This is a genomic window from Streptomyces sp. NPDC006544 (assembly GCF_040611715.1).
Taxonomy (GTDB): domain Bacteria; phylum Actinomycetota; class Actinomycetes; order Streptomycetales; family Streptomycetaceae; genus Streptomyces.
On the sequence record NZ_JBEXOV010000072.1, the window covers coordinates 13,528 to 38,385 of the forward strand.

Sequence of the window (24,858 nt, forward strand, 5' to 3'; positions counted from 1 at the left end):
CAAAGCCGGATGAGCCCGGCAGGACGGCATCCAATTCCACCCGCCAGGAGGTCGCCGTCCCGTCCTAATGATCAAGCTCACCTGCTCGAAAGGAGAGCTGATATCGCTGAAAAACCCCGGCAATCATTGCCGTGCGCGCAAAAACCCCGGCAATCATTGCCGGGGGTCAAAAACCCCGGCAAATCGTACATTGCCGGTTTCTGTTCGCGCAATAGCTCACGGTCAAAGATGGTAAATACTCCTTCCGGACCGACTTATCTCGTGCCAGGCGTGAGGGAAATGGCGAGAAATGCCTAACATGAAAGAATTATCATCGCACCATCACCGCATGGGCCCTCCACGCCCATCGAAAAAGGGCCGTCACTTATCCTTGAAGCGTCCCCCTGGGCCAGCCCGAAGGGACGTGCCTCCGGGCGCGTCCGAGAAAGGGTCCTGGGTCTTCCGGATCATCTGGACACGCTCCGCGAGAAGGGTCGCGTGAGGATGGGCCCCTGGACGCACCCAGCCGTTCGCGGCCCATGGCTGGCGGCAACACGAGTGGCGTGTACGGTGCGGGCGGCGCTGATGCAGGTGACACGCCGCCTGGCTCGAGCGGGCGAGCCGGGCGAAACTGCCCCGCCTCGAACGAACATGGGCTCGACCCCGGCACTTCAGGACGAATACAGGGCGGGCTTCTCCCTACCCCTCCCTCGCCCAGCGAGCGACCTCCACGCATGCCCATGGTGTCGATCCCTCGGAGACACCGGCACTGCTGGCGGGTCCGGGCCCCCTGAGGACCCTTGGCCATGACACCGGTCCGTCACACCGTGCGCGAGTACGAGGGTGGGCTTCCCGCGACTCTGGCATGCGAGGCGCCACGGTCGGGACGGTCGTCTGGCGGGTGAGGGGCGTCGTGAATTCTTCACCGGTCGGCGACGGGTGGCTCGCCGGCGTGCGGGGAGTGGGTCCCGTTCCCGTTGTCGGGTGGAGCTGGCGTCCGACGTCCTCGCAGCGCCGGGTCCCCGCCCGCACCGGGCGGCGCGGGCCTTGCAGACCCTGCCGGGCCCGACGCTCGCGCTGCGCGTGCCGCAAGGCTGATCTGTTCGGTCACATCCCTCGCGGGCGGTAGTTGACGGCCCGGCGCGGGTTCCCCCGCGCGGGGGCGGTGTTCCGGCCGCCATATGGGCCGCAAAGCACCGTGGGGCATGCTTCACCCTTCTCACCCGACGTCAGGCGAGGTCGGTGGCGGGCTGTGTCGCGTAGCGGCTCATCGCGTCGATGTTGGCCTGCGGCGTGAGCGGCCGGCCTCCGGCGAGCACCTCCTGAAGGTCTCGGAAGTACTGCACGTACAGGTCGGGTGTGAAGGTGCTGAGCATGACGGCGGGTTGGCCGGTCAGGTTCGCGAAGGTGTGAGGGGTGCCGGGCGGAACCATGACGAGTGTCCCCGCCGGGGCGTCGTGGTCGTCGTCCCCGACGGTGAACCGCACGGTGCCGGAGAGGACGTAGAAGCCCTCGTCGTGTTGGCCGTGGCGGTGTTGCGGTGGACCCTGTGTGTGCGGGGCGAGAACGGACTCGGCGATCGCGAGGCGGTGCCCGGTGTGGCTGCCGTCCTCCAGGACGCGCATGCGCGTGGTGCCCAGGACGATCGTCTCGCCGTCGCGGGGACCCACCACCGATACGGCGGGGTCGGTCTGCGGCTCGTTGGTGTTCGCTTCTCCGGTCATGTTCACGAGTCCACCGCCGGGACCCCGCGGGTGTCCAAGACCCATTCCACAGCGCCGATACCTCATGCGTATCGTTGCAGCGTGGAGCCAGGGACCTCGCGCCACTACGTGGCGCTCGCCGTGGAACAGCACCGTACTGAAGCCCTTGCCCTGCCCGCCGTGAAGGCAGTGAGTGGCGGTCCGGCAACCTCGGCCTGGCGGTGGTGGCCGATGTACCGGCGTGCCGGATCCCCTGCCCACCGTTTCGGGGGTCGGCGTGCTTCGTTCGGTGCACCCGTGGTCGACGTGCTGAAGACGTCGGTGAGTTACTGAGGTTGCCAGGGTGGGGTCGGCGGTGTGAGGGTCAGACCGGTGGCAGTGAGGGAGCCGTCGATCAGGCGGAGCCGGAGCCGGTCGTCGGAGGCCCCACACGCATGATCACCGGAGTCAGCAGGGGGAGTCCGCAGCATGACCGGTACCACAGAGGCCCTTGACGGGTCGGCTGCAGTCGACGACACAGCACGAAGCGTCACGCGGCCGTTCTACGTATACGCCGTGCTCGCCAACACGCTGTTCCAGCGCGGCGTGTTCGTGCTCTTCCTCCAGCAGCGGGGCTTCTCCGCCGGGCAGGTGGCCCTACTTCAGACGCTGCTCTACCTGGTCAGCGGACTCGCGGAGTTGCCGACGGGCATCATCGCCGACCGAATCGGCAGGCGTGCCAGCATCGTGATCGGCCAGGTGCTGGTAGCCGGATGTCTGCTCGGTCAGGTGACGTCCTCCACCTACTGGGTGTTCCTGACGCTGTTCATCGGGCAGGGCGTGGGGATGGCCTGTGTATCCGGTTCGGATACCGCCCTGCTGTACGACCTGCTCGTGCGTCGTGGTGCGACGGCCAGTTACGTGAGGATCAAGTCCCGGTTCACCATGCTCGGGACGGTCACGTCGGGCGTCGCGATCGTCCTCGGCGGCCAACTGCAGCAGCTTTCCTGGGTAATCGTCTACGTCGGTTCGGCGGTGTGCCTCGTTCTGGCCGTGGTGGTACTGATGTCACGGGTGCCCGAGATCCGCGGCGCGGACGCGGTCGACGAGCAGGACGGAGCCAAGGAGGAGCAAGGTGACGCCACAGCTTGGCGGGCGATGCTACGGGTCGCCACCCCGGCGCTCGTGACGCTCGTCGTGGTATCCGGTTTGATGCACGCGACGTTGACGCCGTACATCATCTTTACGCAGAAGACGCTCTCCGATCAGGGAGCGGGCACCGCATTGGTCAGCGTGGTCATATCGGCGGGATTCTTCGCCGGCGGGCTCACGCCCCTGCTGTCGGACCGCGCGGACCGGCGCATCGGCTATCGGGTCATCGTCCCGGTGTCTCTCCTGACGCTCGCCGTGGCACTCGGCCTGAGCGGCCTCGGCCACGTCTGGGTCACCATCGCCGCGTTCCTGGTCCTGGTCGGGATTCCCGAGATCACCGCCGTGATCGTGGACAACGTGTTCAACGAGGCGGTGCCGTCGCGCCACCGGGCGAGCCTTCTGTCGATGATCGCCTTCGTGGAGTCGGCGCTCATCGGCATCGGCTATCTCGTCCTCGGGGTACTCATGGACGCGCTGGGCTCCAGTGTGGGCATGGCCACCTACGCCGCGGCCCCCTTGCTGGCATGTCTCTTGTGGCTCCCGGTGCTCTTCCGAGGAGCACGGGTGACCACCGAGATCGAGAAGCCCGCCGCCGTCCACGAGGCATCCTGAAACAGACCGCCGCGAGCGACGTCCCTGCCCGATGGCGGGGGCGGCGGGCGGCGAGTTCTCCGGTTTCCACGGAGGGACGAAACGCGTCTGTCCCCAGAGGGCACAGCCACACCGGACGAGTCACTCACCAGCCGCGGGATCGGCCACCTGGCCACCCGTATGAACGCTCCCGACAGCCCGCAACCGGGCCGTGACGGTCACCTCGCCATCACTGTTCCCCTTGCCTCCCCGTCGCGACCGATCAAAGACGGCTGAGCTCGGTGACAACAACTCCGCTGTCCAAGCAGCTGGCAGCAGGTGGGGCATGTGCCGGTCCAGTCGTGCGCGATCAGCCAGGTGAGCGGGATCGTGCCGTCGTCGTCGGCGGCGGGCACGGTCCGCCGGTCCACCAGCCGGACCGGCGGGAGGACGAACTGCGCGCTCCTCGCCGCAGAATTCCGCGTCCGCGCCGCAGCCTGCGTCCGCGACCAGCGCGCGGGCCGAAGTCCGGTGGCCGCCCGTTCATCGAGCACCTCCAGCGCGAGCTCCCACTTGGGCCGGTGATGTTCCTCTGCTGGGATCCGGCATGCCGCCCGGCGACCCCCACTACCGATCGACCGGGGCACCGCCGACATCTGCCTTTCCCGACGACGGCCCCCGGCAAGGGGGTTGGCGTTCCAGGTGCGCTCACGTAGCATGCGAGCGAAACATGAGCCGTACTCACATTAAGGCCGCGTGTGATCACCTACCATTCCGAAGCCCGCCTGTGGCTGCTGAGCACGCCCGGCACCTCCTACGCCTTCCAGCTGGACGCCCACGACGTCCCCCGGCACGTGCACTGGGGCCGGCCGCTGACCCTGGAGCAGGCCGTCGTGATCGCGGCCGACCTGCCCGCCGAGGACCCCGGCGGCGACGATCCCGGCGCCGAGGAGTACGTGGTCGAGGGCGGCATGCGGTTCGGGGCACCGTCGCTGACCGTCCGGTTCGACGACGGCGTGCGCGGCTTCGAGTGGCGGTTCGTCTCGCACAGGGCTGAGGACGGTCTGCTCACGCTCTCCTTCGCCGACCGCGTCCGCTCCCTGGGTCTCGAGCTGCACTACCGGATCCGGGACGGCCACGACCAGATCGAGCGCTGGGCCGTCCTCACCGCCGACGAGCCGGTGGACGTCCTGCGGTTCGACTCCGCCGCCTGGACGGTGCCCGCCCGCGACGACTACCGGGTCAGCCACGTGGTGGGAGAGTGGGGCAGGGAGTTCCAGCTCCAGCGCGACCGGGTGCCCATCGGGGAGACGGTGTTCACCAGCCGTCTCGGCATCACGGGGCCGCACGCCGGACCCTGGCTGATGCTCGACGCGCACGACGCCACCGAGCAGCACGGTGAGGTCTGGAGCACGGCCCTGGCCTGGAGCGGCAGCCGACGGGTCACCCTGCGCCGCGACCCCTACGGGCGCACCTCCTGGACCGGGGGCTTCGGTCACGAGGGACTGGTGTGGAAACTGCTCCCCGGCGAGCGTCTGGAGACCCCCGTCTTCACCGGCCTGTATGCGCCCGATGGCTTCGGCGGCACCAGCCGTCGCTGGCACGCCTACGTCGAAGGCCAGGTGCTGCCCGCCCGGCGGGCCGAACGCCCACTGATCTTCAACTCGTGGGAGGCGACCGAGTTCGACGTCAGCGAGGAGCAGCAGACCGAGCTGGCCGAGCTGGCCGCCGGCCTCGGCGTCGAGATCTTCGTGGTGGACGACGCCTGGTTCGGCTCCCGCACCAGCGACGCGGCCGGCCTCGGCGACTGGTGGCCCAACCCCGACCGCTTCCCGGACGGCCTGGGCCCGCTCGCCGACCACGTTCGCGCGCTGGGCATGGGATTCGGCCTGTGGGTCGAGCCCGAGGGGGTCAACCCCGACAGCGAGCTGTTCCGTGCGCACCCTGACTGGATCCTCTGCCAGGACGGCCGTCCGCGCACGCAGGGCCGTAACCAGTACGTACTGAACTTCGCCCGCCGCGACGTCCGTGAATGGGCGGTCGAATGGCTGGTCAGGACGGTCACCGAGCTGGACGTCGCCTTCCTCAAGTGGGACATGAACCGCTCCTTCAGCGAGGCGGGGCAGCCGGGGGCCGCCGACCCCGACCGGGTCTGGATCGAGCACACGCGCGGCGTCTACGAGGTGATGGACCGGCTGCGCGCAGCCCGTCCCGACCTGTACCTGGAGTCGTGCGCGGGCGGCGGCGGGCGGGCCGACCTGGGCGTACTCGCCCGTGCCGACCAGGTCTGGGCCTCCGACAACACCGACGCCGCCGAACGGGTGGCGATCCAGCACGGCCACAGCCAGCTGCTGCCGGCCCGGACCATGGGCGCCTGGGTCACCGACAGCCCGAACAGCTTCACCGCCCGCCCCGCCTCGATCCGGTACCGCTTCCACGTCTCGATGGCCGGGGCGATGGGCATCGGCGGCGACCTGCGGAGTTGGAGCGAGGACGAGCTGGCCTGGGCCCGGGGGCTGGTCGAGCAGTACAAGCGGATCCGGCCCGTGGTGCACGGCGGCGCCCTGTACCGCCTCGGCCATGACGCCGTGCAGTACCTCACCGACGACGAGGTCGTCGTCTTCCAGTTCCGGCCGTCCGGGCTGAACCGCACCCTCGCCCGTACTCGGCTGGAGGGCCTCGACCCCTGTGCCCGCTACCGGAACGAGGACACCGGGGCCGTCCACGAGGGCGCCGTCCTACTCAGCCACGGCCTCCCGCCGCTGCTGACCTTCGACTGCACCAGCGAGCTCGTCCACCTCAAGAGAGTGCCCCGATGAGCCTCGCCCCCGCACGGCCCGAGGCTCTCGCCGAGCCGACCCGCAAGGTCGGCCCCGCCTGGATCGCCCTGTACGTGCTGGCCAACACCGGGCTGTTCATCCCGATGCAGGTGCCGAGCACGTTCCTGATGCCCGAGCAGATCGCACAGATCGACCCGGCGGGGAAGGTCGGCAGTTACGCCTGGGTCAGCATGGTGGGCGCGATCTCGGGAATCGTCATCGCCCCGCTGGCCGGCGCGCTCTGCGACCGCACCACCGGCCGTTTCGGCCGCCGCCGGCCGTGGATGCTCGCGGGCTCGCTGGCTTGCACCGCGGCGCTGATCTTTACCGGCCTCCAGACGACGGTCGTCGGGATCGCGCTCGGCTCTCTCGTGCTGTCCGCCGCCTTCATGATCATTGGTGCCGGGATCGCCCCGGTGGTTCCCGACCGGGTCCCCGCCGCGCAACGCGGTGTGGTGCTGGGCTGGGCCACGGTCCCGCAGGCCGGCGGCATGATCGCGGGCGGGCTGCTGCTCGGGCTGGTCGCGGGCTTCTCGGCGCAGTACGTGCTGATGGCCGCGTTCCCCCTGCTGATCGCGCTGTTCGCGGTGGTCATGAGGGACCCGCCACTTCCCTCCGACCATCGCGAGCCGTTCTCGCTGCGCACCTTTCTGGACGGCTACCGGATCAGCCCGCGCGCGCACCCCGACTTCGTGTGGGCGATGAGCTCCCGGTTCATCATGGGGCTGGGCTACGGCCTGGGCACGCTCTACATGCCCTACTTCCTGGACGACGTCCTGCACTACGAGCAGTTGTTCCCCGGCCAATCCACCGAGGACGGCCTGCTCATCGTGGTCGGCGTCAACTGCCTGGCCACGGTCTCGACGGTCGTCCTCAGCGGCTGGCTCTCCGACAAGCTGGGCAAGCGCCGCATGCTCGTCTTCATCGGCGGCGCCACGATGGCCGTCGCCGCGATCCCGCTCGCCCTGTCGCCCACCTGGACCATGACGCTGGTCGCGGCCGTCATCCTGGGCCTGGGCTTCGGCGTGTACCTGGCCGTCGACACCGCCCTGGTCACCGAGGTGCTCCCTGCCTCGGAGGACCGTGGCAAGGACATGGCCCTGGCCAACCTGATGACTTCCCTGCCCTACGTCCTGGTTCCCCCGCTCGCGTCGGTCGCGCTCGGGGATCTGGGGGGCTACCGCTCGTTGTTCCTCTGCTCTGCGGCCATGTCCGCGCTGGGCGCGGCACTGGTCTGGAAGGTCAGGAGCGTCCGCTAGGGCGCTCCCCACGTGTCGCCAGTGACCGCATCCGATCGTCCAGGTAGCTGTTGAGGACTCGTTTGCACTCGGCGATCAGCTGGGGGTCGCCCTGCGGATCGGTACGGAAGGCAAGGCGCAGCACGCCGTCCGCGCATTCCAGGGCCACCCGGACGGCGATCTCCAGTTCGGCGTCGTCCTGGACGCCGGACAGCGACGCGGTCAGCGAGCGCAGCCGTCCGGCGACCGCCGTGTTGTTGTCCAGGGCCGGATCGAGGGTGTGGTCCCGGCCCACCGCGCCGAAGTCGACCACGCCGAAACCCGTGATCGTCCGGCGCATGGCGACGTACTCCTCGACGGCCACCTCGACGACGCCCGAGATGCCTTCTGGCTTCTCGCGCTCCAGCCGGACCGCGACCCGCTCCAGGAAGGCCTCCAGGTTCCGGGCGGCGAGCGCGCCGATTAGCCCCTCCTGGTCGGAGAAGAACTGGTAGAGGGTCCCGATGGGCACCTCGGCCCTGCGGGCCACTTCCTTGGTGGTCAGCGCGGCGTAGCCGACCTCGTCCAGGAGTTCGGCGCAGGCGTCCAGCAGTCGTTCGAATCGTTCGACGCTGCGCTTCTGGACGGGCCGGCGGCGCAGCGTCCCGGAGGGGCGATCTTGGTTCACGGTTCCATCATCCCATCAAGCGAGCTAACGTGAGTCGTACTCATATTTTGGAGGTTGTCGTACATGAAGCTGGAACATCTGCCGACGGAGTTCATCTGGGGTGCCTCGACGGCGTCTTACCAGATCGAGGGCGCCACCAAGGAGGACGGCCGCGGACCGTCGGTATGGGACACCTTCACCGCCCGCCCCGGTACGGTCCGCGACGGGCACACCGGTGACGTGGCCTGCGACCACTACCACCGGTACGAGGAGGACCTGGAGCTGATGGCCGAGGCGGGCCTCACCGGCTACCGCTTCTCCATCGCCTGGCCCAGGATCCAGCCGACCGGCAAGGGTGCGGTCAACTCCGAGGGTCTGGACTTCTACGACCGGCTGGTCGACGGGCTGCTCGCACGGGGCGTCGAACCCGTTCCGACCCTGTTCCACTGGGACCTCCCGCAGGGCCTCGAGGACGACGGCGGGTGGCTGAGCCGCGACACCGCGTACCGTTTCGCCGAGTACGCCGCCATCATGGCCGACCGGCTGGGCGACCGCGTCCAGAAGTGGATCACGCTCAACGAGCCGTTCATCCACGCGGTCTGGGGCTACGGCCTCGGCATCCACGCGCCGGGCCGCACCCTGTACCTGGACTGCCTGCCGGTCGTCCACCACCAGTTGCTCGGCCACGGCCTCGCGCTGCGGGAGCTGCGGGCACGCGGCCTCCAGGTGATGATCGCGAACAACTGCACCCCGGTCTGGGCCGCCTCGGACGCGCCCGCAGACCGGGCCGCCGCGCAGGCCTACGACAACCTCCACAACCGCCTGTTCAACGATCCGATCCTTACGGGCACCTACCCCGACCTGTCGGCCTACGGCGCGGACGCCACCCTGGGTGGCTCCGTCCAGGACGGCGATCTCGAACTGATCTCGGCACCGCTGGACGCGCTCGGCGTCAACTACTACAACCCGACCCGCATCCAGGCTCCCACGTCCGAGGGCCTGCCGTTCGAAGAGGCTCCCATCGAGGGCTTCCGCCGCACCGCCTTCGGATGGCCCGTCGTCCCCGACGGCCTACGGGAACTCCTCGTCAGCCTCAAGGGGCGCTACCCGGCCCTCCCGCCGGTCTACATCACGGAGAACGGCTGTTCGGTCGAGGACGTCGTCACCGCGGACGGCAGCGTCCCCGACCTCGACCGCATCGACTACCTGGACACCCACCTCCAGGCCGTCGACGCCGCCGTGGCCCAGGGCGTGGACGTCCGCGGCTACTTCACCTGGACCCTGATGGACAATTTCGAATGGGCCGAGGGCTTCCATCAGCGCTTCGGTCTCGTCCACGTCGACCACGCCACTCAGGTCCGCACCCCGAAGGCGTCCTTCGCCTGGTACCGCGACCTCATCCGCGCTCAGCGCGGCTGAGTCGACCGCCGAGCTCGCGCGACCCCGTACCAGCCCCGGCGCATTGCGGCGGCCGGCCCCGCATCCGAACGGCTGTCCGGCGGCGGCCATGGTCAACTGCCGCGCGGGACGGGTACCTCCGGCCCGTGTCGTAGCGCCGGCTGGGACGCCGTCGGGCGAGACGGGGTACCGGAAAGGCGCTGTCACCGATCCTGCCGGCCCATCAGGTGAGAAGCCGACATGCGAAGGAGCCCGGTTGTCCGTGTGGGTGGTTTCGTTCACGCGGAAACGACAGCATCCAGCAGGCGGGGCTGCGCTGGAGCCCCGGAGGCGACATGGACCGGCCGTACCAGCCGTTCGTACGGGTCTGCCCCCCCGGATCATCGGCGGGCGGGACCGTGTGGGTGTGCGGGGGCTGCGGGGGAGGGGTGCGCCCGTCCTCGTCCTGAGTCGTGGTCCTCCGCCTCCGCACGGGCTGGACGGCCGCGGCAACGAAGGAGCGGGCATCGCCCCACTGGCCGGGGTGACGAAGTGGCCAGTGGGCGGAGGTTGCCCTCACCCGCGGAGGCCCTGATCGGCGATCCGGCTCTTCCCCTCTTCCGCCGTGGCGTTGATGATGCGGCGGCAGTTCTGGCAGCTGACATCGGCAAGGGCGGGTGGTTGTGCGATGAAGTCCGGGCGGGAACTCGTAGCGGCGGTCGGGCGGGGGGACGCGGAGGACGTGACCGTACTGCTGGAGGCGGGAGCGGATCCGGACACGGTCACGGACGACGGGCTGCCCGTACTGTGCCTGGCGGTCGGCGCTCACGACGCAGCAGTCGCGAGCGCGCTGGTCGGGCGTGGAGCGGACCCGGACCGGAGACTGCCGGACGGAACGACCCCTCTTCTGCGGGCGGTGGACGGCGGCTCCTGGGCGATGACGAAGGCCCTGCTGGGGAACGATCCGCTGCGGCTACCCGAAGCCGAACGAGAGCGGCTGATCGCCTTGGCCCGGCATTGGTACGAGCGGGGTGCTGACGTGGAACTCCGCAACAGAACAGGGGAGTCCGGCCCCGTACACGAGGAGCAGGGCGAGGACGGCGAGTACGACCAGTACGAGGACGTTGCCCGACTGACGCTCGGGGGCTTCACGGTCCGTGCCGGACACGGCGCGATCCTCACGCAGTTGGAGAGTGTCTTCGGCATCGTGACACCCGTGGACGAACTGGTGGACAGGGCCCTGGCGCAAGGTGCGTGGCCCCATGCCGACTGGCGGTCCGCGGAGTCGGTCCTCGCCTTTCGCCGCGACCCGGAAACGTTCCCGGCGGTGACCGCGCACCGGCACGATCCGGACCCGGGCCGCCGCCTGTTCGTCCTCTCCGTCTTCCGGTCCTACCGGATGCAGGTCTACCTGGACATCTGGTCGCGGCAGGGAGTCCCCTTCGGGAAGGAGACGGCGGACGTCCTCGTGGCCTGGGCCATGGACGGGGAGGAGGAGGACCCGCACGTCCTGGCACGAGTGCTCTCGACCCTGAAGCAGCTGAGACACCCGGAAATGGAGGCCGTAGGACTACGGCACGCCGGCCACCCGAGCCCCGCGGTCCGGGCCGAGGTCCCCGACCTCGTGTTCGACTGGGCCACCTGGCGCACTCCTCTGGGCGCGGCCAGGGAAGCCCTGCTGCTGCTCGCCGCGGACGTGGACCCGGGCGTGCGACGCAGGGCCGGCGATGCACTGAGCGTGGCCGACGACGGGAGCGGCGACATCATCTCGGCCATCGTCGGTCTGCTTCGCGATCCCGAATTCGAGGTGCGGAAAGACACGGCGCGCCACATCGAGGCCGTTGGCGGCGAGATCGTCCGCGTCCCGGCCGTGGCCGAGGCCCTCAGGGCCGTGCGGGACGAGGACGCCTCAGCCGGCACGTGACGGTACGGGCCAGGTCCAGAAGGGCGCGGGCAGTCCGTCTCGACGTAGGCGACCAGGATCAGGGTGCCCAGGGCCGTGGGCGCGTGCAGGACCCGGACACCGCCCTCGAGGTACTCCCACGCCGCGGTCCACCTCGCCTACGCAGGCCGGCACGGACATGCCGCCCTGGACCCGGGCTCTGCGTTCCGGGGTTCGAGCTGCCCGATCCCGAGGACGGTCACTGCTACCACACGCGGGGTGAAGCAAACCGGCCTACCCATCCGGACACCCTTGGGCAGGCATCTCCCGCCACGGGCCGCTGCACCTGAACCGCCAGTTCACCCCCTCGAACTGCTCCCGCAACCGCTCCGGGTACGGACCGTACCTACCGATCGGCAGGTACGGCTCGATGAACTTTTACTGGGCATGGGTGAGTCGCCGACGCGTCACACGTGAAGTCCTGCCGCAATCCACGCCGCGGCGAAGACGCAGGAGGCACAGCAGTGACGCCGTAGTGCCGTACTGCGCGCAGGGACGTCTTGCCGGCACCGTCGGAGGGGGCGTCAGGCAGCGAACGGGTTGGCGTGGCCGGGCAACTGCTGCCCCGGGCGTAGAAACCGCTGGCTGCCCTGTCCGTCGCGCACCGCGACGAACCCGGCGGCCGTCAGCCGCTGTGTGATCTTCGCGCGGCGGATCACGCCCACCTTGAACGCCGCGGTGAAGAGCAGCGCGACCGCCGCACCGGAGGCGACCGCTTCGACCGGCGACTTGTCGATGAGCAGGAGCACGGTCAGGACCGCGCAGCCGAGGTATCCCTTCACCTTCTGGCCACGGTCGGCGATGTACATGGCCATGACATCGAAGGTGATGAGGTCCTTCAGCACGGCCACGGCACCGACCGCTTCGGGGAGCGGCTTCAGCGAACCCTGACTCAGCCCCGGCACCGTTCCGCCGTTGCCTGCCTGGGGATGGGTGGTGATGGTGGCCGCCTCGCGAACCCGCGCATCGGGCCGCGGGTCCCGGTACATCCGGACCTGGACGAGCGAGTTCTTGTACCCGGTCCTGTACGCCATGCCGTACGTGTAGCCGTACTGCTCCGCCACGTGTGCCATGGCGGCCGCCTTCGCGGCGGAGCCCTGGGGGGCGATCTCGACGATGTCCTGCTGACGGGCGATCTGCTGGAGCATCCCCGCTATGTGACGTTCTACGGACATTCTGTTCCCCGCCCCTGTTCCCCGCCCCTGAGCCCCCGGCGCCTGGGGCCGATCGGAGCACAGCCTAGGGGGTGCTCCGCGGATCGGAACACGCACGTTCACCCGGGCACGAGCCGGCCGGTGGGGGCGCGGTGGGCGCTTACACACCTTCATCGGATTCGGGTCGCCCTCGCGGCTGACCAGGACGACCTGGCTGGGGGGAGCGCCCTCGGTCGGGACGGTGACGAGGTGGGGACGCAGCGAGCTACACCTTGGTGGCTGCCGCCCGCCGCGCACGCACCCAGGTGTGGCAGCGGAGCTGCGGGCCTTGTCAGCCCCCGCCGCCGGTCGAGCCGCCGTGGCCTACGACCATCCACGGAGGAGACTGCACGCGACGCTGGACGACCAGGTCCACCTGGACGGCGGTGGAGGCGAGTATTTGTTGCAGTTGCTGATAGAGGGGCGTGGTGTCGGTTGTCCACGGGAGGAGTGGCATCGGCCGGATCAGGCGGCTGTTCGTCAGGAGTACGTACAGGGTGATCTTGGCGGCCACCGGCTTCCGGTCCTCCTTGTGCGACTCGATGATGGAGTGGTCGATCCAGATCTGCCGCACGTCGGTGAGCGGCCTCGGCCGGTCCGTACGGGAGCCCCGGACGAGGGTCATGGTTTCCGGTGCTCCCGCGGGCGCGAACCGTAACCGGGTCACGTTCCGAAAGGCCCCGTACAAGATCACAAAAGTGTTGACGACGAGTCCCGCCGCGGCGGCGACCCCGACCGCAGCCCAGATCCGGCCGGGCCCCTGCCTACAGATCATCGCCATGACCGCATAGACCGGGGTGCCGTAGAGGGCGCCCGCCGCGAGCGACCCGATTACCTCCCCGGGCCAACGCCTGGCGGCGAACACGAGCGGCCCGACTTCCTCGCGAAGCACTACGTCGACCACGTCGGGCTCCGAACGGTCGATCCGCGCGCTGTTCATGACACGACGTTAGGACGGCATCACCGGTTGGGGAAGAGCGCGTGCGGCGCCGGGCGGCCCGGCCACGACGCCCGGGTAGTGCACCTCGGTTCCAAGGGCGAGGGGCCTGCTGTGCCGACCTCGCCTGCCGGTTCGGCGCGGGCAGGTCCCATACTCGATCATCGGGCGGTTCGCGGGTATCCGGCCGGTGAGCTGCGTTGATGGGAACCGGGGAAGGTTGATGGAGCATATGAAGGATGCGAACGAGCCACTCGTACCTGAGGTGGTGGACAGTCCGGCTCTGCGGACCCAGCCGAGCGGCGGTGTCGCACGGTGGATGCTGAAGCATCAGGTGCAGCCGGTGGGTCCGGCCGCCGGCGAGGGGCACGGCGAGTCGCATGCCTGGTGGAAGGTCATGTGCCTGACCGGCGTGGACTACTTCTCGAGTCTGGCCTATGTGCCGGCGATTGCCGCGCTGGCGGCCGGCGCGGTCTCCCCGCTGGCGACGCTGCTGATCGTGGTGTTGACCCTGCTGGGCATGCTGCCGATGTACCGCAGGGTCGCGAAGGAGAGTCCGCACGGGGCCGGATCGGTGGCGATGCTGGAGGACTTGCTGCCGTTTTGGCGGGGTAAGCTGTTCGTCCTGGTGCTGCTGGGGTTTGTCGCCACCTCCTGGATCATCACGATCACCCTGTCCACGGCGGACGCTTCCGTCCACGTGGTGGAGAACCCCTTCTTCCCGCAGGCCCTGCACGGCCACGAAGTCGCCCTCACGGTCGTACTGCTGCTGATCCTGGGCGGGGTGTTCCTGCTGGGGTTCAGCGAAGCCGTCAAGGTGGCCATCCCGCTCGTGGCCGTATTCCTCGCCCTGAACGCCGTGGTCATCGGTGTGGCGGTGGCGGACGTCGTCAGTACCCCCGCCGCCGTTACAGCCTGGACCGACGCCCTGGGCGAAGGCGGTGGCGGCTTCGGTGACCTGATCGGCCCTGCCCTGCTGGCGTTCCCGCTGCTGGTGCTGGGCCTGTCGGGGTTCGAGACCGGTGTGAGCATGATGCCCCTGATCACATCCGACGGCGCGGACGCCGAACAGCGTCTGCGCTCCCGGATCCGCAACACCCGCCTGCTGCTCACCACTGCCGCGCTCGTCATGAGCGTCTACCTGCTGGCCGCAAGCTTCGTGACCACCGTCCTGATTCCCCACGAGCAGTTCGAGCCCGGCGGCGCGGCCAACGGCCGCGCACTGGCCTGGCTGGCCCATGAACACGTCGGTGAGGCATTCGGCACCGTTTACGACATCAGCACCATCCTGATCCTGTGGTTCGCCGGAGCCTCGGCGATGGCCGGGCTGATCAACATCGTGCCCCGCTATCTGCCCGGCTACGGCATGGCCCCCGAATGGGGACGCGCCGTGCGCCCCGTCGTCATCGTCTACACCGCCCTGTGCGTCATCATCACCGTCGCCTTCAACGCTGACGTCGACAAACAAGCCGGCGCCTACGCCACCGGCATCCTGGCCATGATGGTCTCCGGCGCCTTCGCGGTCACCGTCTCCGTGGCCCGCCACCGCAAACGCGCCGCCACCGCAGGCTTCGCCCTGCTCACCCTGATCCTGGCTTACGCCCTGATCGCCAACATCATCGACAAGCCCGACGGCATCGCCATCTCCGGCATGTTCATCCTCGGCATCGTCGTTGTCTCGCTGGTCTCACGCGTCTCACGTACCACAGAACTGCGCGCTGATCGCCTCGTCTTCGACGCCGACGCCCGCCGCTTCCTCACCGACACCCTGATGCACGACCAGTCCATCAACATCATCACCAACCGCCGCCAGGCCGGCGACGAGGCCGAGTACGCCGAGAAGGAACAAGAACAGCGCGGCACCAACCCCGTTCCCGGCCGCGCCGACATCCTGTTCCTCGAAATCGACGTGGTCGACCCCTCAGACTTCAGCGACACCCTCACCGTCCACGGAGTCCAAGTCGGCCCCTACCGCATCCTGCGCGCCGAAGCACCCGCCGCCCCGAACGCCATCGCGACCATCCTCCTCGCCCTGCGCGACACCACCGGCGTGAAGCCCCACTGCTACTTCGCCTGGGCCGAAGGCAGCCCCCTCATCCACATGTTCCGCTACTTCCTCCTCGGCCGCGGCGACACCGCCCCCGTCACCCGCGAGATCATCCGCAGCCACGAACCCGACCCCGACCGCCGCCCCGGCATCCACGTCGGCGGCTGACCCGCCCCCCGCTGCCGGGGCCCGCCCGGCCGTCCTTATCGCAGGCCAGGGGTGCGCACAGGCCGGTCCTTACGCGCCCCCCTGCCTTTCTGCAGCCCTCGCGTGAGCTGGGGCTACTGACATGTGGGCCATGACCGGTCTGCCATCGCTCGTGCCGACGTCAGAAAGCGGATCTGCTACGACGGTGCCGCTCCAGGGCCGTGGCGCCCGGGCATGAAGCCACCGGGTCAGTGGGGGATGCGGCCGCGGGTCATCAGGTTCCAGTTCTCCGACTCCGCCACCGACACCCAGGTCAGCAACGTCCTGGTCTCGCCCTTCGTTCCGTCCGTCCGGGCCGCCCGCCTCGGTGACCGTGCCCGGCGGCTTGCTCACCGAGGGCAAGACGTACAAGTTCCGTACGTCTGAAGAACTTGACCAGGGCCACAGCGTCCCGCACGCACTGCAGCGCACCACGCAGACCGTCGGGCACTCGGCACTTCAGCGGACTGGCGGTGATGGCCTGCGACGGGCCACCCCACCCCCCATCTGCGGTCGCGGGCAGTGGACCAGGCCGAGCGCGAGAGCCCGGAGGCGGAGGCCGTACCGAGCGCAGGGACGTCCTGCGGCTGGCCTCCCGATTCTGCCCCATCGGGCAGGTCGCGCCAGGGCGAGTTGGTGCGGTACTTCCACGCGACGGCCTCAAGGGTGCGGCGGTGGTCGGCCCAGCGCCGTCCAGGGACGGATCCGCCGGTATCAGAGGGACGATCCGGTCCCCCGTCGCATGAGTGATCACGCGTCGGGCGGACGCGTCCGATCAACTGGCCAACCCATCACAGAGATACGTGCTCGCCAGGAGACCCCGGTCGGCTGCTCCCGCGGGGCAGTCGGGCCCTGGTCAGATCGTGACCGGGCCGTGGGTGGTGGCGAACTCGACCGAGACAAGGCCTGGTTCCTCATCCTGGACCCAGGTGACGTCGATCTGGTCGAGGGGGTGGTCGGCCGGCTCGCCGAGGAATTCGGCGATGGAGGCGGCGTCGCCGGCGATGGAAACCCCGTGGATGGTGGTGGAGGTGCGGGGGTCGGCGCTCGGGCGCTCCTCGGTGGGAACCAGCCACTGGAGGAAGTAGGGCAGTTGCGGGTCATCGAGAAGTTCCAGCAGGCCGATCTGCTTCCACCTCAGGTCGAACCCGTCGGGGCGGACACGGTGGCCCTCGGCCGAGGTGCGGCCGAGGCGGCCCTCGACCGGGGAGATGTCGTCGACGGAGACCACCCAACCCAGCCAGCCGCCGCCCTCGGCGGCGCGGCGGGCGACGGCCTGGCCGAAGGGTGCGCGGTCGGCGGCCGGGTGGTCGAGTGTGGTGACGACCTCGACGTAAGTGCCGCCGCTCAGCGGGAGAATGAAATTGCGGGTGCCGAATCGCGGATGAACGCCCCCGTCGACGAACCCGGCGCCGAGGGCCGATCCGATCCACTGGACGGTCGAGACGAAGCTGTCGCGGGCCACCGCGTAGGACACGTGATCAAGTCGCACGGCGTCATCATCGCCCGACAACCCGCACAAATCCCGACGCCACGCCCGCCGCCCCGGCCGCGTCTTCTCCGTGGATTCAGCCGGGGGCGGATCGATCACCGGGCCTCGACCCCGGCCCACGTCAAGCGTGACCTGGGGCAGGTCTTCGAGCGTATGGCCGCGCACTACACCCGCCTGGCCAACACCGACCCGCGGCTCAACGACGGTCCGAACGCGGTCCGGGTCTCCGGGCCAGGCTCTGTCGAGCCTGGCGTCCTGCGCTCCAGCGGCGAGCCGATGAGCCGGGGGAGGACGAAGCGCGGGCCCTCGGCCTCACCCGAGCATCCACGTCGGCCGAGGGCGGGTTCTGCACGTTGCAGCTCCTCGTCAACGGCGACACCTGCCCCTGGAAAACGGACTTCCACGACTGCGAAAAACTCGTTCCTGTCCGGCGTCGATCTCGCTTACCGGCACCGCAAGTGCAAGCAGTGGCGCACGCTGGCCGAACGTGCTCCCGACCGGGCGACCGCCGATTTCCTGCACGAGGTGTTCGAGCCGACCGCCCGTGCAATCAGTGGCCTGGAAAAGGCCTTGGAGGCCCTCGCCTTCTGGACGAGGCCCTCACGCTCGACCTCCGTCGGCCGCAGAACCACTTCGGCCGGGTCTGGAACACCGCCCTCCGATCCCAGGATCTCGCCCGGCACGAAACAGAGGACGAGGCTGCATGAGACCGGAAGCCATGTCCACGGGCCCCCGCAACTACGCGATCGGGACGGTTGTCGCTCTGCCGCGCACCGCCGTGCACAACTGTCCCGTTGCTGACACATGCGTGACGCTGGCGAAGGTAGCGGACGTCCCGGTCGATCGAGCGGTCGAGTAACGGGACTTCGTCGCCGCGGTGCGGCTCGGGTTCCTCTTCCCGGTCGGGGCGGATCGGCGGGGTGGGCCGGGCCGCGGCGGCAGACTGGCGCCGCCGGCACGGCGGCTTCCCGGCGCCTGCGGGTGGTAAGGAGAAGAGCCCGGAGCTCCACCAGGCCGCGCCCGTCTCCTGGCTCCTCGCCCACGGCAGGATCACCGCACCCACGGGTGCGCCCTCCGCCGCCCTGGTCGTCGCCGGAGCAGGCGGCGGTACGCGCCGGTTCCGGATGGAGGCTCCGCAGCTGCTCTTGGCCGACGACGCCGAAGACGAGGACCGGTTGTCCGGCTGGTCCATCGACCGGGACACTGACACCCTCGCCGCCCCGTCCGGTGAGCGGAAGCAGGATAGTTGTCACCAAGGCAGGCTTGATGTCACCGAACGGTGTGGGCGTGGAGCCGGCCGTGAACCTGTGTGTCCCGTCGCCACATAGGTGGCAGATTCTCAGTGCTTCGCAGCCCGACCTTGCGGATTGTCACTTGCTCCAGAGGACCACACCCCAAGGTCTCCGCCGGGCAACGAGATGAAACGCCATCCGCGTGGTTCTGTGACCTGCCAGGCTTCGAACGATGCGTCGGCAGAACACGTCAGATGCATGCCGCTGTCAAACACCATCCGCAGGACGCCCGACTTGAACACAACCGCGGACAGGACCTTCGCCCCGAAGAGTGGAAGAGCCGCAGCCACGTCCTGGGACTCCGGCTTCAGAGGCCGGCCGGGACTGGTGTGGAGTGGCCCCGTCGAGAGCCGAGCCGGTGCTTCCAGCGCGACTTCCCACCCTGCGTCCAGGACGAGGGTCAGCCGAAAATCGATGCAGATCCTGACGACACTCAGGCCTCGGAGGTTCAAGACCCACCGGTCTTCGTGTTCGACCGGTTCCACTTCAGTGCTCATCAACACACCATGGTCCACTCCGGCGCAGGCACCAAGGGATTTTGCTCCTCCTCGGCATCACCCTCTGGTGAGCCGTCGACGGCAACTGTCTCGGGACGTCCGCAGAAGCCAGTTCCGCTGAGAATGCGAGGAGGAGCGTTCGCAACCATCCTGGCAAACCGGCAGCTCAGGGCAAGACCAACGGACAACTGCAGTGCGACGGGACACTGTGCGCCGCTCACGCACGGGTTGTCTTTCGTGGTGTTCGGGGTCAGTCCTCGCCAGCCGGAGTGATGGCTGTGCGCAACAAGGTGGCCATCGATCGGCCGGCCACCCGTAGCGGTTCCGGATCGCGGGCGGCCCGGCTGAGCATGAAAGCACCCTCCAGAATCATGACCATCGAGCACGAGAGGGACTGAGCCGTCCTCGGTTCGGCCACCCAACGGCCGAACCACCGCGTCGCCATGCCGACCCACTCCTCGAAAACCTCCGCCGTCGCGACCCGCAACACTTCATTGCTGCTCGCGACTTCCAGTGCCACCGTCCCGATGGGGCACGCGTCGGCGTAGTCGGCCGCAGCAAGGTCGTCCGCGGCCGCTTCGAATGCGTGCACGAGGGACTCCACCGGGTCTGCCACGCTGTCCAGCAGAGCCAGGACCATGCGCCCGTACTCGGTTCCGGACGTGCGGATCATGTCCTCGGCCAGTTGCTGCTTGCCGCCGGGGAAGAAGTGGTAGATCGAGCCGAACGGTGCGTCCGCCTCTGCCGCGATCCGCTTCAGGCCGGTGGCCGAGTAGCCGTGTCGGCGGAACAGCACCGCGGCGGCACCCTGGATCCTGGCTCGCGTGTCCAACTGTCCCATTGCCTTCTGCCCCTTTACCTTCCAAGATTACAGTAGAACGATCTATCAAGTAGGAGGTTGGCATGCCGAGGATCGAGTTGTCATCCGGACCGATCGACTACCAGGACACCGGCGGCGAGGGTCCTGTGCTGGTGTTCGGCCACGGTTTACCGATGAACGAGACCCAATGGCGCAAGGTGGTCCCGCTGCTGGACGGATACCGCTGCGTCCTGCCCACGCTGCCCCTGGGCGGGCACCGTCAGCCGATGAACCCGGATGCCGACCTTTCCCAGCGCGGTGTTGCCCGGCTCCTGGGCGAGTTCATCGAGGGACTCGGTCTGGACCAGGTGACCCTCGTACTCAACGACTGGGGCGGGGGCCAATTCCTGGTGTCGGAAGGGCAGGACCAGCCCATCGCGCGCCTGGTGCTGGTCGCCTGCGAGGCCTTCGACAACTTTCCCCCAGGGCCGGCCAAGGCCATGGCGCAGTTGTGCAGGGTTCCCGGGGCCGTCTGGCTGCTGACGCGGCTCATGCGCGTTCCCGCCTTCCGTCACAGCCGGGGCGGATACGGCGGGATGAGCCTGCGTGGAGTCCCCGACGAGATCATGGACGACTGGTTCGCTCCCGCCACCCGCAGCAGGGCCATCCGCAGGGACTTCGCCAAATTCGCCACCGGGGCACCCGACCGCAGGACCTTGCTCGCCTGGAGCGAGCGACTGTGTGACTTCGACCGCCCGGTACTGGTCGTCTGGGCGACAGAGGACCGCTTGATGCCGCGCGAGCACGGACCCCGGCTGGCCGAGCTGTACCCGCAGGGCCGGCTGGTCGAGATCGCCGACTCGTCCACCCTCATCCCCGAGGACCAGCCTGAACGACTCGCCCAAGTACTCACCGACTTCCTGATCCAAACCGGAGCCGAACCGGTCCGAAAAGTCTCCTGAGCGCGTGGCGGCAGGCTGACGAGACAGCCGCTAACGCACTCCTGTCGAGGTCTAAACCGCAGCCGGGCCGGTGCCGCTCGGCGCCGAGTGAAGTGACGCATCGGATCACCCGTCAGCGCCGGCTCGGGTACGAGCTACCGTGCCGAGCCGGGCACCTCGTCCCCATCAGCCCCCACCAGCTCGTTCATCGCCGCGGACAGGCCGAGGCACGCGTGATCAAGCAGTTCCAGTCGGGATCGGGACGTCTGCGCCTGACGCCGGCACGGCCCGCCGGCCTGCGCTGCACCGCCGGGTCAGCGTCGGCGGGGTGGGGCGGTCCGCCTCGGGATCGCGTACGCGGGTCCGGGGGAGGGGTGCGCGTGCAGGTGTCACGGCTGCGGCGGCGTGGTCCCCGTCTGCATTCCCTGCCCCGCCCTCGAACAGTCGGAGCCCGCTGTCACCGGCCGGGCACGGTCCAGGTCAGCCCCTCCGCGCGAGGTGATCAGGTACTCAATGACCGATCACCACCGGGTCGACCTCGCCGTCGACGCCCTGGACATGGCCGCCGCGCTCGGCCGCCCGAAGCCCGGCTGCCTGATCCACAGCGATCGCGGATCGGAATGCGCCTCCCGTCAGCTCCGCAACGAAATGAGCAAGTTGGAGCACCCGCAAAGTTCGGGCGGGCCGGGAGCTGCTTCGAAAACGCCGCCGCGGAGAGCTTCTGCCGTTCTAAAAGGAGAGATCGGCACCGGCTGCTGGCCTGACCGGACCACCGCCCGCGCCGACACCTACGACTTCGTCGAGACCTGCTGCAACAGACGGCGCCTGCGCAAGCACATCCATTGGGACTACCTCATGCCCTACGAAACGCGCCTGCGTACCGGCAAGATCAGGCCCTCGTGGCGCAACAACACCGTGTTCACGATCATGGGGAACCTTCACCTTCAGCCTCCTGGGTTACGGGACAGCCCTCAGCGAACGAACAACGAGGCTCAAGTACAGCTACACCCTGCGGGTGATTGGTCCACCTGGCTGGTTATCTGTTCGATAGTGCGGGGAGTGCTGCCTGTAGTCGATCCGGCACGCAGGTTTTCGGACGACCCGACAGCCGTGGAGGCATGCCATGTCCACAGAGGATCAGGAGATCACCGGTGTCGATCCTTTCGTTGACGACTGCGGTAGCCCGACGGACGACGGATACCTCTGGAAGGAAATCCAGGCGTGCGTCCTGAAAAACCCCGGACCCTGCCTGGAAGTGGAGAAGCAGTGGGGGGTGATGGCGGGCCGGAAGGGAAGCACGACGGACTTTCAGCTGGTTCCGACGGAGCGCCTCAAAGGGATCGAGTGCCCCAAGATCTGGTCCAGCACCGCTGCCGACTATTGGACGGCCGCGCAAAGCAGGATCCCCCACTACTTCAAGAACCCAGGGACGGCCGGACTGGGCATCAACTCCAAGCAGGCCCGCAGACAGGACCAACTGCACATCCACATGTCCCACTTCGCCCCCGAGGCGTTGCGTGACCTCCAGGGATACGACCAGCAGCAGAAGATCCCCGATGTGACGAAGTGGGCAGCCACGGTGCTTCCGGTGAGGGGCTTCGAATCGGAGACCCGCAACTACCGGGTGATGAAGTCCCCCAACCTCAGCGGCAACCTCTTCTACGCCCTCAGGCATTACGTGGTCGGGGACGACAACAAGATGCAGTACCAGACGATGATCGTGCTTCCGGCGACGCACGGCTTCTACATCCTGAACAGTGAGAGCAGCCTCCACAGCGGTACCGACACCTGCGACCACCTCCTCGACTGCGCATGAGCACCCACCCCCGTCCGGCCCTGCACACGTCGTAGGAGGTTCCCTCCACGGACACCGTGGGGACCGTCCCTGTCCCGGGTACGGCTTGCCGACTTCCAGCCATCCGACGTGCAGGCGGGTGTACCCCGAGCTGTATCGGCCTGCTGGCCGCGTTCGGATCGCGGACCACGGCGCCGAGGACATGACTGACGTCTTCGACAGGCCGCCGGGTACGGCCAGGACTCCATGGGCCTGACCGAGGCCACCGGCCCAACCGGCGCGTTCAGCAACGTCCTGCGCCGACTGCGCCGGCGCGGCACCGGACACGACCCCGGCTGCGTTGCCGTGGACCCGGCAGTGATGCTCGCCGATGGCGGCCGCGGAACTATGCTCGTTCGCTCATACGGCGCAGACCTTGGACGCACCTCATCGTTGCAGCCCAGCAGGGTGGCGTGGAGTCGGCGATGGTAGTTCAGGGTCCCCCCGGGGAACGGTACAAGTCATGAGCGATGCAGCGGTGCTGGTTCCGGTCACGCCAGACGGCAGGCTCGCTCCTGTCGCTCTGCACCCCGGTCTGAGTGACCGCCGCTATCTGGCGCGGCGGGACGCGCTCGTCGCGTTGGCGCGCGGCCACTGGGTCGGCGACCCTTCGCCGTCGGTCGCGTACCGTACTGCGGAGCACGCGACGTGGCGCACGGTCCACGCGGCGCTGGAGCCCGCCTTGCGGGCCCACGCGTGCCAGGCGGTGCTGGCCGCCCGCGAGGACGCGTGCATCCCCGCGGACCGCATCCCGCAGCACGGCGAGGTCGGGGCACACCTGCGGGCCCGGACCGGATTCGACTTCACCCCGGCCGGTGGCTTCGTGCCGAACCGGCGGTTCCTGGGGGCGCTGCGGCACGGCTACTTCCACGCGGTGCAGTTCGTCCGGCACCCCGCGGCTCCGCTGTACACGCCCGAACCCGACGTGATCCACGACGTGTTCGGCCACGGCGTCCACCTGGCCTCGGCCCGGTTCGCCGAGCTGTACCGCCTGGTCGGCCGGGCAGCCGCACAGGTGCGGACGGAGGAAGCCCTCAGCCTGCTCAGCAGGGTGTACTGGTACACCCTGGAATGCGGCGTGGTCACCGAGGCCCGGGGGGTCAAGGCGTACGGCGCGGCGCTGCTCTCCTCGCCCGGCGAGCTGCGCCGGTTGCCCTGGTGCGAGATCCGTGACTGGGACCTGCGAGTGATGGCCGGCACCGCGTACCGGGTCGAGGGGTACCAGCCCGTCCTGTTCGCCGCCCGCTCGATGGGTCACCTCACCGATGCCCTCGCCGCGTTCTGCGAGGACTTCGACGACGACACCGGGGCTCGGCTGAGGACCGCCGGGGGCGTCGGCCGGTAGGGGCTCGGAATCTCTCTGCCAGTCGTTGACGGCCTGTTGACGGCCTGGGGTCGCCGTGGGACCTGCCACAGGAGCCGCCCGCTTTTGTGGTCCGATTTCACGCGCGCACCTCCTGCGGGGGCGGGGTGTACGCCACCGCTGGGGAGGGCCCAGGTGAGGGTGTCCCACTGTCGGGCGGGCAGTGCGCGTGCGGCGATGGCGGTGAGGGGCGGTCGGTGAGCCGTATTCGCCTCAGGGCGACGTCGCGGACAGTCCGGGCTGGACGCAGGAGCAGAAGAGACGGCGGAGCGGATGTGGCAGGAGCTGCCCGACCTCGCGACGACTGTGGTCGATCATCCGCAGTGGGCCACGGTCTCCCGCGTGATCCGGCTGACCGGGCGTCGGCTGCGTTCCTCGAGGCGATTGCCGCCCATGCCGCCGCGCGCGGTGCGGGTCTGTCGGCCGCGGCGCTGCGCCGCCGCGCCGCCTCGCGATACGCCGTGCGCCCTCGGATGGTCGTGCCATGCGGTCCGGCGCCGGCCGGGCCGTGACCTTTCGTGCCCGGGTCCGCCGGACGGAGCGCCCGCGGCTGGGCCGGGGTTGCAGGAGTGTTTTCTGAAGTGCCGACACCCCGGTTGGGGGGCTCGGCGCCAGGGGGTGATTATCTCTCCACCACGCTCCCAAAAATCTGTGTCGGCCGGAGTAGACATCCGGCGGTGGTGTGGGTATGGTTTCTCTCGTAACGCAGAGAGACCGCAGGGCCTGGCAGACACGAACTGCCGGGCAGCAGTACACGCAGTACGAGTAGTCGCAGTGCGCAGGACGGTGCGGTGGTGGAGTGTCGAAGCCAGAGTGGTTGCAGGACGGCGACGGGACTGGCGACCGGACCGGGTGGCCCGCAGTGATCAGGG

17 protein-coding genes and 2 pseudogenes are annotated in these 24,858 nt (G+C 69.0%); 10 read left to right on the forward strand and 9 right to left on the reverse strand.

Annotated features, from left to right (window positions below; all coding sequences use genetic code 11):
- Positions 1-1,208 precede the first annotated feature (1,208 nt).
- Positions 1,209-1,703: a cupin domain-containing protein gene (locus ABZY44_RS27425; protein WP_356658302.1), complete on the reverse strand. Its 495-nt coding sequence runs from the start codon at positions 1,701-1,703 to the stop codon at positions 1,209-1,211.
- A 447-nt stretch (positions 1,704-2,150) separates the two neighbouring features.
- Here ABZY44_RS27425 and ABZY44_RS27430 point away from each other — a divergent pair, with 447 nt between their 5' ends.
- The 3 genes from ABZY44_RS27430 (at position 2,151) to ABZY44_RS27440 (ending at position 7,461) form a co-directional block, all read left to right on the forward strand.
- A complete protein-coding gene (locus ABZY44_RS27430; RefSeq protein ID WP_356658304.1) occupies positions 2,151-3,425 on the forward strand; it encodes an MFS transporter in 1,275 nt (424 codons plus the stop codon).
- Between the two features lie 716 nt (positions 3,426-4,141).
- Positions 4,142-6,202 carry an alpha-galactosidase gene (locus tag ABZY44_RS27435; protein WP_356658306.1) on the forward strand — a complete coding sequence of 687 codons (2,061 nt, stop codon included), beginning with the start codon at positions 4,142-4,144 and terminating at the stop codon, positions 6,200-6,202.
- Entirely contained in the window at positions 6,199-7,461 is a 1,263-nt protein-coding gene (locus ABZY44_RS27440) for an MFS transporter (protein WP_356658308.1), read from the forward strand. Before ABZY44_RS27435 ends, ABZY44_RS27440 begins: the two co-directional genes overlap by 4 nt.
- Here ABZY44_RS27440 and ABZY44_RS27445 read toward each other — a convergent pair.
- Entirely contained in the window at positions 7,445-8,107 is a 663-nt protein-coding gene (locus ABZY44_RS27445; protein WP_356658310.1) for a TetR family transcriptional regulator, read from the reverse strand. The genes ABZY44_RS27440 and ABZY44_RS27445 overlap by 17 nt on opposite strands.
- 63 nt (positions 8,108-8,170) lie before the next feature.
- On the opposite strand from ABZY44_RS27445, the gene ABZY44_RS27450 reads away from it, so the two are divergent.
- Both ABZY44_RS27450 and ABZY44_RS27455 read left to right on the forward strand, forming a co-directional pair.
- The gene (locus tag ABZY44_RS27450) at positions 8,171-9,505 is read left to right on the forward strand and encodes a GH1 family beta-glucosidase (protein WP_356658312.1); all 1,335 of its coding nucleotides are present in this window, start codon (positions 8,171-8,173) and stop codon (positions 9,503-9,505) included.
- 646 nt (positions 9,506-10,151) lie between these two features.
- A complete protein-coding gene (locus ABZY44_RS27455; RefSeq protein ID WP_356658314.1) occupies positions 10,152-11,387 on the forward strand; it encodes an ankyrin repeat domain-containing protein in 1,236 nt (411 codons plus the stop codon).
- A gap of 270 nt (positions 11,388-11,657) precedes the next feature.
- Here the strand turns inward: ABZY44_RS27455 and ABZY44_RS27460 are convergent.
- The 3 genes and pseudogenes from ABZY44_RS27460 to ABZY44_RS27470 all read right to left on the reverse strand — a co-directional run.
- Positions 11,658-11,777: pseudogene (locus tag ABZY44_RS27460) on the reverse strand (IS5/IS1182 family transposase); the annotation flags it as partial.
- 152 nt (positions 11,778-11,929) lie between these two features.
- Entirely contained in the window at positions 11,930-12,580 is a 651-nt protein-coding gene (locus ABZY44_RS27465) for a hypothetical protein (RefSeq protein ID WP_356658316.1), read from the reverse strand.
- A 310-nt stretch (positions 12,581-12,890) separates the two neighbouring features.
- Positions 12,891-13,538, reverse strand: coding sequence for a hypothetical protein (locus ABZY44_RS27470; RefSeq protein ID WP_356658318.1), 648 nt, complete (start codon positions 13,536-13,538; stop codon positions 12,891-12,893).
- Between the two features lie 316 nt (positions 13,539-13,854).
- Between ABZY44_RS27470 and ABZY44_RS27475 the strand changes: the two genes are divergently transcribed.
- Positions 13,855-15,750, forward strand: coding sequence for an amino acid transporter (locus ABZY44_RS27475; protein WP_356658320.1), 1,896 nt, complete (start codon positions 13,855-13,857; stop codon positions 15,748-15,750).
- Between the two features lie 626 nt (positions 15,751-16,376).
- Here the strand turns inward: ABZY44_RS27475 and ABZY44_RS27480 are convergent.
- The 4 genes and pseudogenes from ABZY44_RS27480 to ABZY44_RS27495 form a co-directional block, all read right to left on the reverse strand.
- Positions 16,377-16,522: pseudogene (locus ABZY44_RS27480) on the reverse strand (transposase); the annotation flags it as partial.
- 102 nt (positions 16,523-16,624) lie between these two features.
- Positions 16,625-17,260, reverse strand: a complete 636-nt coding sequence (locus ABZY44_RS27485) for a VOC family protein (protein ID WP_356658322.1) — start codon at positions 17,258-17,260, stop codon at positions 16,625-16,627.
- A 1,339-nt stretch (positions 17,261-18,599) separates the two neighbouring features.
- Positions 18,600-19,049 carry a DUF6188 family protein gene (locus tag ABZY44_RS27490; RefSeq protein ID WP_356658324.1) on the reverse strand — a complete coding sequence of 150 codons (450 nt, stop codon included), beginning with the start codon at positions 19,047-19,049 and terminating at the stop codon, positions 18,600-18,602.
- Between the two features lie 250 nt (positions 19,050-19,299).
- The gene (locus ABZY44_RS27495) at positions 19,300-19,890 is read right to left on the reverse strand and encodes a TetR/AcrR family transcriptional regulator (RefSeq protein ID WP_356658326.1); all 591 of its coding nucleotides are present in this window, start codon (positions 19,888-19,890) and stop codon (positions 19,300-19,302) included.
- A 62-nt stretch (positions 19,891-19,952) separates the two neighbouring features.
- Between ABZY44_RS27495 and ABZY44_RS27500 the strand changes: the two genes are divergently transcribed.
- The 4 genes from ABZY44_RS27500 (at position 19,953) to ABZY44_RS27515 (ending at position 23,968) form a co-directional block, all read left to right on the forward strand.
- Complete coding sequence (locus tag ABZY44_RS27500; protein ID WP_356658328.1) at positions 19,953-20,810, forward strand: alpha/beta hydrolase; 858 nt, start codon at positions 19,953-19,955, stop codon at positions 20,808-20,810.
- 492 nt (positions 20,811-21,302) lie between these two features.
- Positions 21,303-21,959 carry a hypothetical protein gene (locus ABZY44_RS27505; RefSeq protein WP_356658330.1) on the forward strand — a complete coding sequence of 219 codons (657 nt, stop codon included), beginning with the start codon at positions 21,303-21,305 and terminating at the stop codon, positions 21,957-21,959.
- Positions 21,913-22,605 (forward strand): CDP-diacylglycerol diphosphatase, encoded by a 693-nt coding sequence (locus tag ABZY44_RS27510; RefSeq protein ID WP_356658332.1) that lies wholly within the window; start codon positions 21,913-21,915, stop codon positions 22,603-22,605. The genes ABZY44_RS27505 and ABZY44_RS27510 overlap by 47 nt, the downstream gene beginning before the upstream one ends.
- 481 nt (positions 22,606-23,086) lie before the next feature.
- Entirely contained in the window at positions 23,087-23,968 is an 882-nt protein-coding gene (locus tag ABZY44_RS27515; RefSeq protein ID WP_356658334.1) for a phenylalanine 4-monooxygenase, read from the forward strand.
- The last annotated feature ends 890 nt before the right edge of the window (positions 23,969-24,858 follow it).